11 protein-coding genes, 1 other RNA gene and 1 pseudogene are annotated in these 17,287 nt (G+C 50.7%); 3 read left to right on the top strand and 10 right to left on the bottom strand.

Annotated elements, in window-relative coordinates; genetic code table 11:
- The first annotated feature begins 2 nt into the window (after positions 1–2).
- A complete protein-coding gene (locus OGV75_RS03950; protein WP_286480367.1) occupies positions 3–3,245 on the top strand; it encodes an ATP-binding protein in 3,243 nt (1,080 codons plus the stop codon).
- Positions 3,246–3,319: 74 nt separating this feature from the next.
- On the opposite strand, the gene OGV75_RS03945 is transcribed toward OGV75_RS03950, so the two are convergent.
- Positions 3,320–3,946: a YfdX family protein gene (locus OGV75_RS03945; protein WP_016154099.1), complete on the bottom strand. Its 627-nt coding sequence runs from the start codon at positions 3,944–3,946 to the stop codon at positions 3,320–3,322.
- Positions 3,947–4,226: 280 nt separating this feature from the next.
- Here OGV75_RS03945 and OGV75_RS03940 point away from each other — a divergent pair, with 280 nt between their 5' ends.
- Together OGV75_RS03940 and OGV75_RS03935 are read left to right on the top strand one after the other, a co-directional pair.
- On the top strand, positions 4,227–4,823 hold the full coding sequence (locus OGV75_RS03940; protein WP_047358942.1) for a DUF308 domain-containing protein: 597 nt from the start codon (positions 4,227–4,229) through the stop codon (positions 4,821–4,823).
- A complete protein-coding gene (locus OGV75_RS03935) occupies positions 4,823–5,170 on the top strand; it encodes an HdeA/HdeB family chaperone (RefSeq protein ID WP_016157253.1) in 348 nt (115 codons plus the stop codon). Before OGV75_RS03940 ends, OGV75_RS03935 begins: the two co-directional genes overlap by 1 nt.
- A 361-nt stretch (positions 5,171–5,531) precedes the next feature.
- On the opposite strand, the gene OGV75_RS03930 is transcribed toward OGV75_RS03935, so the two are convergent.
- From OGV75_RS03930 to OGV75_RS03890, 9 genes and pseudogenes are all read right to left on the bottom strand, one after another.
- On the bottom strand, positions 5,532–8,648 hold the full coding sequence (locus OGV75_RS03930; protein ID WP_286480366.1) for an efflux RND transporter permease subunit: 3,117 nt from the start codon (positions 8,646–8,648) through the stop codon (positions 5,532–5,534).
- Between the two features lie 28 nt (positions 8,649–8,676).
- Positions 8,677–9,834: an efflux RND transporter periplasmic adaptor subunit gene (locus OGV75_RS03925; RefSeq protein WP_286480365.1), complete on the bottom strand. Its 1,158-nt coding sequence runs from the start codon at positions 9,832–9,834 to the stop codon at positions 8,677–8,679.
- 278 nt (positions 9,835–10,112) lie between these two features.
- Positions 10,113–10,679 (bottom strand): Slp family lipoprotein, encoded by a 567-nt coding sequence (locus tag OGV75_RS03920; RefSeq protein WP_016154094.1) that lies wholly within the window; start codon positions 10,677–10,679, stop codon positions 10,113–10,115.
- Positions 10,680–10,997: 318 nt separating this feature from the next.
- Positions 10,998–11,354 (bottom strand): KPN_00521 family repetitive protein, encoded by a 357-nt coding sequence (locus OGV75_RS03915; RefSeq protein WP_115190326.1) that lies wholly within the window; start codon positions 11,352–11,354, stop codon positions 10,998–11,000.
- 301 nt (positions 11,355–11,655) lie between these two features.
- A pseudogene (locus OGV75_RS03910) lies at positions 11,656–11,843 on the bottom strand (transposase); the annotation flags it as partial.
- Between the two features lie 202 nt (positions 11,844–12,045).
- Positions 12,046–12,409: a transfer-messenger RNA gene (gene ssrA / locus OGV75_RS03905) on the bottom strand.
- A 72-nt stretch (positions 12,410–12,481) separates the two neighbouring features.
- Complete coding sequence (locus OGV75_RS03900) at positions 12,482–13,645, bottom strand: beta-barrel domain-containing protein (RefSeq protein ID WP_131380012.1); 1,164 nt, start codon at positions 13,643–13,645, stop codon at positions 12,482–12,484.
- A gap of 7 nt (positions 13,646–13,652) precedes the next feature.
- Complete coding sequence (locus tag OGV75_RS03895; RefSeq protein WP_286480364.1) at positions 13,653–15,839, bottom strand: type I secretion system permease/ATPase; 2,187 nt, start codon at positions 15,837–15,839, stop codon at positions 13,653–13,655.
- Positions 15,836–17,245, bottom strand: a complete 1,410-nt coding sequence (locus OGV75_RS03890; RefSeq protein WP_286480362.1) for a TolC family outer membrane protein — start codon at positions 17,243–17,245, stop codon at positions 15,836–15,838. Before OGV75_RS03890 ends, OGV75_RS03895 begins: the two co-directional genes overlap by 4 nt.
- Positions 17,246–17,287 lie beyond the last annotated feature (42 nt).

Genomic DNA, 17,287 nt, shown 5'->3' with positions numbered 1-17,287 from the left:
TAATGCTGGAACGCTTGTTTATTTTTTTGATGGTCATATTTACCATCGGGTTTTCTACGGGTGTAAGCTCAGCCCGGCAAGTTGAGCTAAAAAGTAACTATAATACCTCAGTACAACATATCGGCTTGAACAGGGAAGAAACAAACTGGTTAGCGCATAAAAAAACCTTGGTTGTTGGCACCTGGTTACCGGAAGTCTCCCCTATTGTTTATCAAAATAGCGGTGAATATTATCGGGGCGTCAACGCGGATTATCTTGCGCTAATGCAAAAGAATCTCAATATAAAAATTGTTATAAAGCAGTATGATAATGAGCAAGAAGCGCTGACCGCACTTGCCAGTAACGATGTAGATACATTGATAACTCAGCTGTCCCGGCGACAAGATGTTGGCGGCCATTTATTGCGCACTTCGGCATTACTGACGACGTGGCCGACGCTTGTGACCTCGCTAAAAAACACCATGCTGCCGCTGACCTCGGAGCATCCGGTTAGCGTCGCGTGTGTGCGAGATTGTCCTTTTCTTGATGTTATCCAGGATGCTTTTCCTGAAGCTAAAGTCTCATTTTACGACGACGAGTATCAGGCCATGGCATCGGTAGTGAACGGTGATAACCAATATTATATTGGGAACAATATCACCAGCAGTCATTGTGTCTCCCGATATTTTTCGCAATCACTGGTTATTACGCACTACTTTGATAAACAAGAGCAATATAATTATTTTGTGGTGAAGGACGACCAGCCGGTATTAAGAAATATTCTTGATGGTTTCATTACGTCAATCAGTAATGAAACTCATATGCAGGTCATGCAGAACTGGCTGAACCGCGGTAACCTTGCTTTTCTGAATGCGCCTATTCCTTTTACCGATCAGGAAAAAGCGTGGCTGAAGAAGAAACATACTATTCGCATTCTTATCAATCCAGATTATCCGCCTTACACGCTTGTCGATCGCAGCGGTGAGTTACGTGGAATTCTTGGCGATTTGCTGAATATTATTCATCTGCAAACGGGGATTGATTTTGAGCCGGTTTTGGCCAACACCAAAAGTGAACAGACAAAACAAATAAGCGGCGAACGATGGGATATGTATCCCACTATCACCCTGACAAATCAAAATCAGCACAATTCGACCTTTAGCGATCCGCTGATGAATGTGGCGTTTGTGATTATCACTTCCCGCGATGAAACGGCCGACTCGTTACTGAATACACCGATCCGTATTGCGTTGCCCGCCGGACATGTTTTGGAAAGTGACCTGAAACAACGCTACCCGCAGGCCACCTGGGTGGATGCTGATACTGGCAGCGTCGCGATGACTATGCTCAGGGATGGCAAGGTTGACGCGGCAATTGCTACCGAATTGTCGGCAAGGTTCATGGTCGATCATGACTACCAGAAAAACATGCACTTTTTTAGGCTACCAGATATGCCAGGCGCGTCGGTGAGCTTTGCGGTTTCTCCCCACGAGCCCATGTTGAAGTCCGTAATGGATAAAGCGCTGCAGGCGATACCGCCGCGTGAGATTTTGCAGATGACGGAGAAGTGGTCGAAAATTTCTAATACGCAGGTCGATCTCTGGAGTCGGTATAGCAAACAGTTCTATCAACTGGTGGTGTTTGCGCTGTTGCTAATAGCAATTAGCCTGATCTGGGGGATCTCACTCTCCCGTGAGGTAAATAAAAGAAAACAATCACAGCGGCAGCTGGAAGAGCAGCTTCATCTCAAAGAGGCATTGTCTCAAGAACTGGAAACCGAAAAAAATAAAGCGATTGAAGCAACCAAGGCCAAAAGTCGCTTTCTTGCGAGCATGAGCCATGAATTACGTACCCCTGTCAGCTCGATTGTGGGCTTTCTGGAATTACTGTCGAGCTCAGAACTCAGCCCGGCACAACGAAAAGAGGCGATTGCTCTTACCGCAGCGACAGCCCAGTCACTGCTTGGGCTGATCGGTAAGATTCTGGACGTTGATAAGATTGAGTCTGGTAAATATCAGGTTGTTCCTCAATGGACGGATCTCTCGCAGCTCATTGAATTGCAGTGTCACTCTTTTGATGCCTTAGCCAGACAGAAAGGCGTTACGCTTGCTTGCGTAAGCCAGTTGCCGGCAAACGAGCGGGTGTTTGTCGATCAACAAGCTTTGCGGCAAATTCTCACCAACCTGGTGGGCAATGCGCTCAAGTTTACCGAGCAGGGTAGCATTCATGTGACAGCCCGTTTAACACCTGACGGGGAGAATCACGGTACCCTGACCATCGCCATTAGCGATACCGGTTGCGGGATTAGCGAAGAGGAGCAGGCCGGGCTGTTTCGTCGCTACGCTCAGGGGCGCTGTGGGCGTCAACAAACGGGGTCTGGTCTGGGATTATTTATCTGCAAAGAGCTGGTGACGCTGATGGGCGGTACGCTGGAGCTGATGAGCGTCCCGGCGCAAGGAACCACGTTTACCATAACGCTGCCGGTTGAGACTGCCCGCCAGTCAATTGTACCGGATAGCAACACGCCGGGGGCGCTGTTGCCGCTGCCGTGTCTGTCTATTTTGATAGCAGATGACAACCCGACCAATCGCCTACTGCTTAAGCGACAGTTGAACGCCATTGGTTACAGCGTGGATGAAGCGTGTGATAGTGAGGAAGCCGAAGCCAAACTGGCTAAAAAATCATATGACCTGTTGATAACCGATGTGAATATGCCGAAGAAGGACGGGTTTGATGTTGCGGCTTCGTTACGTCGTCAGCAGCCTCATTTACAAATATGGGGACTGACGGCCAGCGCGCTCCCACAGTCACGTGACAGGTGTCTGCAAAACGGCATGAATTTGTGTCTGTTTAAGCCCGTGTCGATTCAGACACTGACGCATGAATTAAGCAAAATCGAAACCGGTTATTCGTCTCCTTGTGCAATCCGGCATCTGAAATTCAATGTCTTGACGGAAAATACTGGCGGCGATCGCGCATTAATGAACGAGATACTCGAAACATTCCGCGAGGCAACGTTTAGCGATTTACAGGCGGCCGAGAAAGCCGTTGAGCAAGACGAACCCCAGCTGTTTTTGCGAGCCCTTCACCGGTTGCATGGTTCGGCGCAAATTCTGGGCATTACTGCTCTTCAGACGCTATGCGAACCTTTTGAATCGATGCGACATGACGATCTTCCTCTGGCAGTACGCCAGGAAGCATTACAGAAGATTGTTGCCGTCATGCGGGAAATTGAGATTGAGATTAACAGTCTGATTAGCCATTAACCCCCCTGATCGGGTTGCCGTAGCAACCCGATCAGGAGAGAAAGTCCTGGTTCAACACTCCGTAGTGCTGAGTATTACTGGCCTGCGCCCAGCATCTCGCTATCGATCACAATGCCTTCTTCAGCACCCTTTAACACAAGGTTTGCTTCATAGTATTTACCTGAAGACAGCAGTTTTTGAGCGCTGGCAACGGCTTTACGCGTCTGATTCAGGGGCATCAGGTATTGGGTCTGAAGCACGCTGATACCCGCCAGTTGCAAGGTATCCACAGCACCTTTCCAGTCGCCTTTAGCCATTTTGCCATTCGCTGTATTGATAGCAGATTCTTTAGCTGGGGTGGCAATATAGTCTTCTGACAGCGCAATCGTAGCGTTAATAATCACGTACTGATCGTCAATCATCTTGGCTTTAGGCGCAGCTTTTACAAATTTCGCCCAGTCGTGGCTGTCACCTGCAAGCAGGGAAGCGGCGTCATCGGTTAATTTTTTAGCACTGTCAGGCTGTCCATGAAACAGGGCCAGACGGGCAAGCTGAATATCACGCATCGCGTTTGCACCTTGTACTGCGACCTGCATAATATCGGCAGCTTCTTTTTGTACATTGGCGGTAGCAGTTTGTGCCGGCGTGGTAGTGGTAGCAGCCAGTACCGGGGCTGAGCCCATCATGGTTGCAAGCAGACCTGCAAGAATAATCTTTTTCATTACTTTCTCCTGAATAAATTTGGTATATCTCACCAAACGAAATAAGCATATTAAATAACTTCGAAGAGTGGAATCAGAGCCAGGATAGAATAATGAGCGTTTAATCTTACAGGTGTCAGACGTCTGACACGTGTAGGATTATACGGATAATGACATTCCTTTATTCTTATATACGAATTCGGAGTGAAAGTCTTATCATCCCATTGTAAGTGATATGTATTAAGTGAATATTACTCTTTTATTAGTAGGTTACATTGCGTTTCTATGTAACGGAGGATGTATGTTTGTTTTTAATCAGCGTAGCCTGAAAGCATTTAATGAAAAAACACTATTTCATTATAAAAGACACGCCACAATCATGGCCGTGCTGTTGTTGGTTTGCGGCATCTGCTGCTTAATCTATCCAATCGCTGCAGGTGTTTACTTAAGCTATGCAACAGGTTTTATGTTCCTGGTGTGCGGCTTCTATTCTATTTACAGCCTGTTTTCCTCGGGTAAAAAGCAGTTGAAAGCCAAATTTACCTATGCCTTTTTTGCTATCGCATGGTTGCTGCTAGGATACTGTTTCCTCGAAAATCCTGTGATAGGTATGAATTCATTGGCAATGGTTTTTTGCTGCCTGTTTATTCTTGGCGGGATTTTTCGTGTTGCTTCCGGCGTCAAAATGTTCCGCAGTCCGGGCTATGGATGGAATATTTTTATCGGTATTTTTGACCTGCTTATTGCAGCCGTGTGGCTGAATATGGATCCCGACCGCTCTTATGTGTTTACCTCTATCTTTATAGGCGTTGAGATGATCTTTAGTTCTTTGGCTTTTATCAGTCTGCGCAGAAATGCGTCGTTGGTACAAACTGAAAAACTCGCCGATAAAAATTAATGCTACTTCTGGAGCGCATTGTGAATATTAAATTGATTGTCTCTACAGCTATTCTTATGGCCTCTGTTATGGCGCCGATGAGCCGTGCTTTTGCTACACAGGCAACGGAAGCGGCGCCACAAGATATGACCTGTAAAGAATTCGTTGATATGAGTCGGCAATACATGACAGCAATTGCCTTTGTGATTGTTAATAAAAATTCGGACTTTAAAGGCGATGATTATGTTCCCCTACATGAGGTGGAAACTGTCGCTGTACCGAAGATGATTAAAATGTGTCATCGACACCCTGATACTAAATTGGGCGAGCTGGCCGTAAATCTGAAGGGTTCCGGTCTGCACTATTGATTACCCGTTTTGATAGCCTGGCATGAGTCAGAATTGACAACCTCTGTACCTACCTTAGTTGTTACCCTACAAGAAAAAATCCCCGTAATGTTTACCCTGCTATCCACGAGAAATTCGCTGGATAGCAGGGCCCGCTAACAACCGTAGACCTGATAAGCGAAGCGCCACCGGGCATTGATTACCCGCAGAGCAGAGGGACTCAAGTGTGGTGGAGAATGCCACTCTTAACGTAGTCACAGTATCGTCGCTGTAATGAAATGAAGAACTTAAGGTGAACGGAACCCTTTCTCTGAGAGAGCATTGAGAATCCCTGGGATTTAATAAACTTATCCCAGGGATAATCACGTACGAGGGCAGGGAATCAGCGCCGTGTTTTGAATCGCGCCAGCATGTTTTCTACGAGAACAAAGAACAGCGGAACAAAGTAGATCGCCAGCACTGTCGCGGCCAGCATCCCACCAATAACACCCGTACCGACGGCATTTTGCGCACCAGAGCCCGCGCCGTTGCTTATTGCCAGAGGGATAACCCCTAAGATAAAGGCCAGTGACGTCATCAAAATAGGGCGTAAGCGCATTTGCGCGGCCTCTACTGCGGCTTCAAGCGGCGTTTTTCCTTCCTTTTGCATGATCTCGACGGCGAACTCGACGATCAGAATGGCGTTTTTAGCCGAGAGCCCCATGGTGGTGAGCAGGCCTACCTGGAAGTAAACATCATTGCTCAGGCCGCGCAAGTCGGTCGCCAGCAAAGCGCCGACCACCCCGATTGGCACAACCAGCATTACCGAGAACGGTATCGACCAGCTTTCATACAGTGCCGCCAGTGCCAGAAACACGACGATCAGCGAAATGCCGTACAGCATTGGTGCCTGGTTTGTGGACAGCGCCTCCTGATAAGACAGACCGGTCCAGGCATAGCCGACGCCCGCGGGCAGTTTATTTATCAGCGATGCCATAAATTTCATCGCATCGCCGCTGCTTTTCCCTTCGACCGGCTGGCCCAGAATTTCCATTGCAGGCTGACCGTTGTAGCGTTCAAGGCGGGGAGAACCGTAGGTCCATTCGGTGGATGAGTAGGCCGAAAGCGGCGTCATAGCGCCGGAGGCATTACGTACGTACCAGTGATTAATATTATCCGGCAACATACGGAACGGCGTATCGGCCTGGACATACACTTTTTTAACGCGTCCCTGATTCAGGAAATCATTGACATAGCGACTACCGAACGCCGTGGAGATGGTCTGATTGATATCCGATAATGCAACGCCCATGGCTTCTGCCTTCGTGGCGTTGACATGAATGCGGAACATCGGTGTATCTTCCAGACCATTCGGGCGCACCCCGTCGACCTCACCGGACGACTGGTTGGCCAGCGCCAGAAGCTCGTTTCGGGCCTGCATCATTTTTTCATGCCCAAGGTTACCGTTATCCAGCAGCTCCATGTCAAAACCTGAAGCTGTTCCCAGTTCTGCAACAGCGGGTAAATTAAACGGATAAACGACGGCATTATTGATGGTGCTTAAGGCCATCATCGCCCGTCGAATAATGGCGGTGACTGAGTTTTCTTCACCAATGCGTTCTGACCACGGTTTCAGGCTGATAAACGCCAGACCGTTGTTTTGCCCCTGGCCGCTAAAACCAAATCCGCCTACGGTGAAAACCGAAGCGACATTTTTCTGTTCTTTCGTCAGGTAGTAATCCGTTATTTCCCCGAGCACTTTGCTGGTGTTCACCATCGTCGAGCCCGAAGGCAATTGCGCGGTGGTCATGAATACCCCCTGGTCTTCTTCAGGCAAAAAGGAGGTCGGGGTACGTAGAAACAGCACAATCATGCCCGCGCCAATCACTAAGTACACGACCATATAACGGCCTGTGCAACGTAGCAGTTTACGGGTGCTATCCGTGTAGTGCTGAGTACATTTCTCCATAAAGTGATTGAAACGGGTAAACAGAAAATGTGTGTTTGCTTTTTCTCCCTCGTGGGATTTCAACAGCATGGCGCAGAGTGCTGGCGTCAGGCTCATCGCCACAAACACCGACAGCAGCATGGAGGAGATTAAAGTGATAGAAAACTGACGGAAAATTTCACCGGTTGCTCCGCTCATAAATGCCATCGGCATAAATACGGCGGATAACACAACGGCAATACCGACCAGCGCTCTCTGCAACTGGCCCATCGCTTTGTGGGTCGCCGCTTTTGGTGACAAGTTTTCTTCGGCAATAATGCGTTCTACGTTCTCAACCACCACAATGGCATCATCGACTAGCAACCCTATCGCCAGCACCATGCCAAACATCGTGAGCGTATTAATCGAAAAACCCGCGACGTCGAGTATCGCAAAGGTGCCAAGGATCACTACCGGAACGGCGATTGTGGGAATAAGCGTTGCGCGGAAACTTTGCAAAAACAGATACATGACGAGGAATACCAGAATGATTGCCTCGATCAAAGTATGAAAAACCCCCTGAATCGAAATTTCGATAAACGGAGTGGTGTCATAGGGATAAACGGTTTTCATGCTGGCCGGAAACCAGGCCGATAATCTGTTCAGCTCCTGTTTGACTGCCTGGGATGTTTCCAGGGCATTCGCGCCAGCGGCAAGTTTAATTGCAATCCCGGCGGCGGGTTTTCCGTTGTAGCGTGCAACCGTTGCATAATTTTCCGCACCCAGCTCAATTCGCGCGACATCGCGCAGCAGAACCTGGGAACCATCTTGCTGAACTTTAAGGAAGATCTTGCCAAATTCATCGGTAGTTTGCAGGCGCGTCTGGACGATTATCGACGCATTTAGCTGCTGATCGGCTGACTGAGGCATGCCTCCCAACTGCCCACCCGATATCTGATTGTTCTGAACTTTGAGCTGGGTAATGACGTCCTGAGGTGTGAGGTTATACTTGTCGAGCTTTTGCGGATCCAGCCAGATACGCATGGCGTATTGCGAACCGAATAACTGTACGCTCCCCACCCCGGCAGTGCGGCTTATTGGGTCTTTGATGTTTGAAGCCACATAGTCGGCAATATCATATTGGCTCAGGCTGTTATTATCAGAGATAAAGCCGGCGACCATCAAAATATTGCTGCTGGATTTATCAACACTGATCCCTTGCTGCTGTACTTCCTGCGGTAAAGAAGGCATTGCCAGCTGCAGTTTATTCTGTACCTGAACCTGCGCAATATCGGGTGACGTGCCCGTTTTGAAAGTCAGGATAATCGACGCATTACCTGCCGCATCGCTGGTGGATGACATATACATCAGGCCATCAAGACCATTCATATTCTGTTCAATCACCTGAGTTACGGAGTCTTCAACGGTCTTTGCGTCTGCCCCTGGGTAGGCAGCGCTGATGGTAATGGTTGGGGGAGCAATTTGTGGATACTGGGCGATCGGCAGGTTCATTATCGCGATACCGCCCGTAAACATCATGATAATGGCGAGCACCCAGGCGAAAACCGGGCGCTCAATAAAAAAGTTGGCCATGAAGAAAGTGTCCTTAATACCTGAAATATTACTGTTCAGTTCCCGCGTCAGGAGTGGTCAGTTTTGAAGGGAGGACCCGGGCTTTGATTCCCGGACGAATTCTTTGTAATCCGGACACAATGACCCGATCGCCGGGGCGTAATCCTGCGGTCACCAGCCATTGATTGCCAACGGCCTTCACGGCGTTTATTTCGCGCAGTTGCACCACGTTTTGCTGGTCAAGGATCAACGCGGTGGCTTTTCCTTGTTCGTTATGCGTAATCCCTTGTTGGGGGACCATCAAAACATTCTGCTGGCTGCCTTCGTCCAGCAACGCCGTGACATACATGCCGGGTAAAATTTCACCTTCAGGATTGGGGAACACGGCGCGCAAAGTCACCGATCCGGTGGTCTCATCGACGGCGGGATCGGAAAACTCAAGCGTACCGGTATGGCGATAGGGTTTGCCGTTTTCCAGCATCAGCTCAACAGGAATTTTGCCTTGTTGCTGGGCAATTTTGCCGTTGGCTTTCTCTTCTTTCAGGCGTAAGAAATCTTGTACTGACTGTGTTAAATCAACATAAATCGGATCCAGCCGCTGAACGGTGACCAGCGCGTTTTCCTGATTTGCGGTGACCAGGGCACCCACGGTTACGGAGGATTTACCGCTGATGCCATCAATCGGTGAGGTGACATTAGCGTAACGAAGGTTGATGGTGGCCTGCTCAAGATCCGCTTTGGCGACGGCGACATTGGCTTCTGCTTCATTAAGCTGTGAGCGTGTCGTGTCGTAGTCCTGTCGGCTGACGTAATTGGATTTTATTAACGCTGACTGCCGATTTAATGTCAGACGCACATTATTGGCCGTCGCCAGTGCCTTTGCCAGCGCGCCTTTGGCTGAATCCAGTCGTGCCTGCAGCGGGGCAGGATCAATTTGATACAGTGACTCTCCTTTGCTGACTTTATCACCTTCAATAAAGTTGCGTTTTATGATGATCCCACCAACCTGAGGGCGGATTTCGGCGATCTCGAATGAAACCGCGCGACCTGGAAGTTCACTTTTAATATTCACGGAAGAGGGCACTAAGGTAACAACGCCGACCTCGGGCTCCATCGCGGTGGTTTTTACTGCAGGTTTATTATCGCAGGCGGTGATGATGACGCTACTAAAAAATAATGGTATCAACAGTAAGCATTTTCTGTTCATAGTAATCCCTGAATAAATCGTAAACACCAATGTTCTTTTATTACAGGCAGGGTGGGAGAGTTATCGGTAAATAACAAAAGATGCTCAGGCATGAGATGGCTAAAGCCCATTTTTTCGCTCAAGTGTTAGCGGGTAAAATTATATGTAACAGGAAGAGTGCGTGCTAAGTGAAGGATCTCATGAAGCAGGATGGCGCAATAAGGTCAACGCGGGGTGATGTGGTGGGCGTTTGTCAGTACCCGACTCCGGTATATATTCGCGCCATCTTACTACAGAGATTATTTCACTAGCTCCGGAGTTACCTGAGTTACTGTATTAGCGTAATAGGGGGCGCCCCACATGGGTTCAGGCCAGAACGCGCCATAGCCGTAATCCCACATATTATAGGTGGTGTTGACTGACTCCGTTAAATGCCAAACCTGAATACCTTGTAAATCAACTTTAACAAAGTTGTACGGGACTTTGTTGATGAATCCTGGTTCATCTCCTTGAATTGTCCCCAAAATAGTAACGAAATGGTTTCTGTAGTTTACCGGATCGAGAAAACCTTTCTGCTGGGCAAGAATGCGCCCCTGATAGCTCGCGTCTATTTGCGGTTTAGCATAGTTGTTCAGTGGCAGAACGGCGATTTCCAGTAATGTATCCGTTTTGGTGTTAATCACATTGATGACTTTACCCCCAAAGCGGGCCTGCTGACCGGTATATAATCCCGGTTGGTTATGCACGGAGATAAAGTTTTTTTGTATATCTGGTTGATTATTACCTTTGATATTCTCAGGAATTGAAGCACATGACGCCAGGGTGAAAGCAAGGGCAACAATTATCAACCCTTTTGTTTTTTTCATTTTACTTTCCTGCTAAAAAAAGACAGGCCAATAATAACCCTTTGCTCATTATTGTCAGCAAACGTGCCGTTGATTATCTAAAATTAATATTATTGTAGCTTATGGTAATAACAGGCTGTATTTTATCTGGTCGCTGGATAGGGCGAAAGCGTGTGGCGACAGGGAAAGCGATTTACTGTCGCCACACGTGGAGTCAGGGCCAATGCGTTACCGTGCCCTGCTCTGGTTTAGCCCGGCGGGTAGGCAATCCTGGATTACGGCTCATTACTTATAAAAAAAACCGCGAAAGCGGCTTTTTATTATTGAATGGCTGGAAGATTACTCGCTGACTTTTTTCTCAACGGAGGCAGCACCTTCTTTGGTCTTATTCCAGCCTTTCTCGGTACCTTCTTTTGTTGCATTCCAACCTTTTTCAGTACCTTCTTTGGTTGTATTCCAGGCTTTTTGTGAGCTTTCACTCACTTTACTGCTCAGGTCATCTTGTTTACCTTCAGCAGCATGTTTTGCTTTTAACTTTTTCTCTTCGCCCTGATTCTGCGCCTGATGCAGTTTTTCTTTTGCGGTATTAGCATTTTCGTGTGCGGCAGCTACATCATTATCAGTTGCGTGTGTCGTCGCGGCAATAACGGGAGAAGCCAGCAGAATTGCAGATAATGCGATAATTGTCTTTTTCATAATATCCTCGCTTAGCGTTATAAGTTATTAGCGTGATTAAGCATGGCACACGAACGAAGCGCTGGCTTTAGGAAAAAACTGTAAGTGCTGATGACGGTATTTATCCATTTTGTGCAGCTGTGAGCGATCAATACGGTAATTTTGTGGTGGGTCAAAAAGCCGCATTCAGTGTTAGGTTAAATAATAATTAGTTGTCGTTATTAAGCATGGATATATTAAGTATATGTAAGTCTCCCTGCAAAACGAACCATCAACTTTTAGAGAGTCTCTTGCACTCCAACTTCCGCTTCTGGCTGTGAGTTCAACCGATGGACGCAACACACTTATTGAACCGCTCTGCGGGTGATTCAAGTCTAGCGTTTTTCTCAGCCTCTCGTTGAGTTGTCTGGCAACACTGTTAAGTCTTTGCTGGCTCTGAACCGATAAGTCAGTTCCTTTTGGAAAATATTGTCTGAGCAATCTGTTCGTATTTTCATTTGAGCCACGTTGTCGGGTTTCCATAGTTTTAGGCACCTCAAAAACAATAATGCTTTATGAGGTGCCTAACAAGGTGCCTAAAAGGATCGGATTTAATTAGTTGGCATCAGACTTCGCGGGACAAATTGAGGGCACAAAAAAGCCCGCAGGGCTTGCGCCGTGCGGGCTCTTAGGACTTCATCGGATGACTCTGGTAATCACCGATGGAGAATTTTGGTGGAGCTGGCGGGAGTTGAACCCGCGTCCGAAATTCCTACATCCTCGGTACTACATGCTTAGTCAGTCTTTACATTCGCCTGGCACCTGCGGACAGACACGCCACTACCAGACTAGCCTGATTAGATTTAACGCTTCAACCCCAGGCAGGGCCTCCACGCGATCTCTTTTGGGTTTGACCTCTCTTTGATCCCCGTCTTAAGAGCGGAAGCTAGGGAGAGAGGGCTCAGAGCAGGTTATTAAGCTGCTAAAGCGTAGTTTTCGTCGTTTGCGACTATTTTTTTGCGGCTTTTTACGAGGCCAACCGCCCCTCGGCATGCACCTTGGGTTTCGCGAATCCCGTCGAATCCAGAATCAGCCCCAATGTGTTAGAGCAAGTATAACAGACTTGTGACACGCGTGACCAGCCCCCGCAACCCCTAATCCTCAAGGATTTACCGCTCGCGCAGCGCTTCTTTTGCGCGATTAAACGGTTTGATTAAATAGTCGACGATGGTTTTTTCACCTGTTTTTATATCCACTGTGGCAATCATTCCCGGTACGATGGAGAAATGGCGTCCCAGTTTGTTCTGTAAGAAGTCCTGATGGGTGCGGATAAACACGCGGTAGTAGAATATTTCCGGTTTCACTTTGTCCTGAATAGTATCCGGGGAAATAGTTTCGACTACGCCTTCCAGACCGCCGTAAATCGCGTAGTCATAAGCGGTTATCTTCACCAGCGCCCGCTGGCCGGGGTGGATGAACGCGATATCGCGCGGAGACAGGCGGGTTTCAATCAGCAGATGATCGTCCAGCGGTACAATCTCCATCATCTCGCCATTGGGCGGGATAACGCCGCCAATGGTAGTGACCTGGATGTTTTTCACAATACCGCGCATCGGCGCACGCACGGTCAGGCGGGTGACGGAATCCTCGCGTCCTTTCAAAATAGCCGCCAGCATATCCACTTCGGCATTGGCTTTTGACAGCGCTTCCCGCGCCTGCACGAAGTATTGTGAGCGCAGATCGGTGATTTTTAATCCTAAATCGCTTTTTTGTCGTTGCAGACGCAGCACTTCAACGTGGCTGGCGGCACCACTTTTTTCCAGCCGTTGGGTTATGGCCAGCTCTTTATTTACCGAGACCAGCGCATCCTGCAGTTCTGCCATAGAATCAGCGAGCTGCGCGCGACGGCTTTTATACAAGCGCGTTTCGGAGGCGATGAGATCCGGCCAGGCGCGTAGTGAAGCGGGAAAAATGAGCGGCAGATCGTTAACTTCGGCATTGAGCCTTGCGCTGGAAGCCAGTGAGGCGCGATAGCGGGCGGCGCTCTCCCCAACGTTGGACTCAGAGCGAGTGGGGTCGAGGCGCGCGACAATCTGATTAGCCTGTACTTTATCTCCTTCGCGTACCGTGAGCTCGGCGAGAATGCCGCCATCCAGCGACTGCAAGACCTGCTCGCGCGAGCTGGGGATGACCTTCCCGCTGCCGGTCGAGACTTCATCCAGCTTGCCGAAATACGCCCAGATACCCAGGACGGCAAACAGCAGTGTGCTGAGCAGAATAATGCGGCTGGACCCGGAAAAACGGTGCTCGCGGCGGATATCGAGGTCGTCCATGGCAGCGTCATGCGGATTGGTTTTCATTTTTCCACTCCCGACCGTGAGTAGGGGCTGGTGCCCGGCTCGCATTCAGCGCCTGCGCTTTCGGGGCATCCATGACCAGTTGACCTTCTTTTAACACCACTACGCGCTCGACCAGCTCCAGAACCGGCACGCGATGGGTGGCGACAATCAATGTTCGGTTGCCCAGCCACTGGTTCAGGCGCTGAATAAACTCTCGTTCGGTATGTTCATCCAGCGAGGCACTGGGTTCGTCGAGCAGCACGATATTGGGCGATCGCAGCAGCATTCTTGCCAGCAGGATCGACTGCCGTTGTCCACCGGACAGACCGTTGCCGCCCTCCATAATGGGGTGTGCCAGCCCTTTGGCGAGTTGTTTAACGAAAGCCGCCGCGCCGCTGACCTCCAGCGCTTCGAAGATCTGCGCGTCACTGGCATGCGGTGCGCCGAGGGTCAGGTTCTCGCGCAGGGTGCCGAAAAACAGCCGCGCATTCTGACTGAGAAAACCGATATTGCGGCGTAAATCGGCCATATCAATTTGCGCCAGGCTCAGGTTATCGAGTCGGACATCGCCCTGGACGATCTCCACGCCGCCCGCCATGGCCTGTAGCAGCGTTGATTTCCCGGCGCCGTTACGCCCGAGGATCGCCACTCGTTCGCCGGGCATGACCTCCAGACGCGAGATGCGCAGCGGAACGCGTTGATCGTCGCTGTGGTAGCGAAAGTGCGCGTTTTCAAACAGATAATGGCCGTGAAAAATCTCCTGATGCACCCGGTCTTCATCGTACTGCGTTTCGGTGGGAAGCTGCATGATGCTGTCTAACCCCATCTTCGCCGCCTTGACCTGTTGCCAGCGGGCCAGCACGCCGCACAGGTTCGCCATCGGGGCAATCATTCTGGAACCGAGCATCGACGCGGCCACCACCGCCCCGGTGGTCATTGTGCCTTCAATGACCATCGGCGCGCCGAACATAATGATGGCGGCGTAGACCAGGCTTTGTACCGACATGCCCCAGCCAATCAGCCCCTGAGTCAGCTTGCGCGTGCGCAGTCCGGACTCTCCGGTAATACGGATGTAGCTGTTCCACTGTTGTAAAAAGCGGTTTTCCGCCTGCATCAGCTTGATATCTTCCAGCCCCTGAACGCTCTCGACCAGCACCGCGTTGCGCAGGGTGGATTCATGCGCTGCCTGGTTGGCGAGCACCGCCAGTTTCTTCTGTAACAGCAAACCAGGCAGGATCATCAGCAGGGCCGCGACGGGGGCTATCCACGCCAGCGGCGGGGCGATAAAGGCCAGCACCACGATAAACAAAAAGAAAAACGGCAGATCGACAAGGGTCGACAGGGTTGAGGAGGTGATCATCTCGCGAACCTGTTCCAGCTCGCGAAGTTGAGAAATAAAGCTCCCCGTCGAGCGGGGAACGGCGCTGTTGCGCAGCCGCAATGCGTGGCTGAACACGCGATCGGAAATGCGCATATCGGCGCGTTTGCCGAGCAGGTCCATTATGTGGGTACGCGCTTCGCGCAGCAAAAAGCCAAACAGCACCGCCACCAGAACGCCGGTGGAGAGAACATACAGCGTTGGATAAGACTGGGCGGGGATCACCCGATCATAGACCTGCATCGAAAAGATAATCCCGGCGAGCGACAGGACGTTAATCAGAAAGGCGGCAATCATGACCGGCAGGTAAGGGCGGATGTCCTGTAACACCAGTTCGCGCATCCAGTCGGGCCTGAAGCGCGAAATATAGCGGTCTACCCGACTGTCCTTCAGCGCCGACAGCGGGCGCAGCGCGGTAATGCTCACGATCTCCGGCAGAAGTTCTGCAACTGTGAGTCGGTTACGCTGGCCCTCTTCGGCGATGATAAAAACATCCAACGTATCTTCACCGTTGAAATGTTCTATCACCATCAGTTGGCCGTCGCGCAGTTCGGCCACCACCGGCAGACGCCACTGGCCGAACGCCTGCGTGGCGGTATCCAGCGCATGAAATGACAGCCCCGCCTGACGCGCCAGCTGCGACAGGGCCATAGCTCGGCTTTTTCCCGCAAACCACGGGGCGTTGGCCTGGATTGCACCGGGCGAACAGGCAACGCGATAGTGGCAGGCAATATGCGTCATTGCCTGCGCCCACTGGCTCAGGGCGTGTTCGCCAATCGCATCTTCCGCATGTGTATCGACGTCGCTCATAGCTTTATCTCCACCGATTGAATACTGCGGTTATTTAAGGCGAACGCCTGGCGAAGCGAGCCGGTGTTATAGAGGCAGTTCAACTGGAGCTGGCGCAGCTGGTTTTGAGTCTGGAGTTCAGCAAAACGGGCCTGATATACCTCCTGCTCGGCGTTAAGCACATCGAGCAGTGGGCGTGACCCGAGGTCCAGATACTGCTGTTGATAAAGCTCGCGCGTTTGTTCACTCAGCCGTTGCTGGCGACGCAGGATCTGCAGGGCAGTGGCGAGGCTCATCGCCTGGCTGCGGGATTCCAGTAATTTCTGCCGCACTTCAAGTCGGGTACGCTGGATGGAGTACTGTGCAGACTCTACCGCGTGACTGGCGGCGTTGCGTCTGGCGGTGAGTCCGCCCCCCTGATACAGCGGCATCTCGACTTTTACCCACGTGGAGTACTGGGTTTTGTCGAGCACCTCATGGCTGGGGTATTTGTCGTTGAGATAGTGCTGAACCGACGGCTCCAGGGAGATAGTGGGCGTCATCTGCGCGTTGGCGTAATCGAGATTTGCCTGTGCCACATTCGCCTGCGCCCATGCCGCCAGCACCGCGGGAACCAGCTTATCGTCCGGTTTGACCACATCACAACTGCTGTCCAGTTTGACCGGAAATTCGTTGCTGATGCCGTTAAGCGAGTTCCAGCCGAGGAAGCTCATCAGCGTTGCCTTGCTGCTGTCGAGATTGGCCTGATACTGCGCCAACTGAGAACGTGCAGACTCGATACGCGCATCGGTTTGCACCACGTCGGATAGCGAGGTTGCCCCTTCATCATTGCGTTGACGGGTCAGCCGACCAATACCGTTCAAGGCGCTGAGCTGCTCTTCGGCGGCGTCCACCATTTGCTGCCACGTCTGCACCTGGACTATCGCGTTGGCGGTTGCGTGGGCGATGGTATCAATACTGAGTAACACATTCGCCTGCTGTTGTGCGGATCCGGCGGTTTCAGCGCGGACCTGGCTTGCCACTTTGCCGAAGTCGTACAGCATTTGCGACACTGAAATAACCAGGGCCGGGCTAAAGCCGTGATCGGTGTAAGTATTGCTGTAACCGTTATTCATCCCGGCAGAAACCTGCGGGTAATATTTTGATTTCGCAACATCGATCTGCTCATTTTGTGAGAGCAGTTTGCCGATGGATTCACGAATAGAAGGATGCCAGCTCACGGCGCGGCTCACTGCGTCGTTGAGCGTCAGGCTGCCGGGGGCGGCGGCGCTCAGCGGCAGATCGGCAACCGCGCCGTCCAGCGAGGGCAGCATCTGGCTGGTGGCCAGTCCTTCCGGCGTAATAATTTGCGGTTCATCTTCGGCATTCACCCGCAGGGGACAGAGCGTTAATGCCAGCAGTAAGGCAACAGGCGCGACATTTCTCATAGTTTATCCCTTACAAAATACGGCAGCGACGACTGTTATTGC

Origin of the sequence: Citrobacter sp. Cb028, from assembly GCF_030336705.1 — a bacterium.
Taxonomy (GTDB): Bacteria; Pseudomonadota; Gammaproteobacteria; order Enterobacterales; family Enterobacteriaceae; genus Citrobacter; species Citrobacter braakii.
Note: the sequence above shows the minus strand (reverse complement) of the source record. Positions and strands in the feature narration are given on the sequence as shown.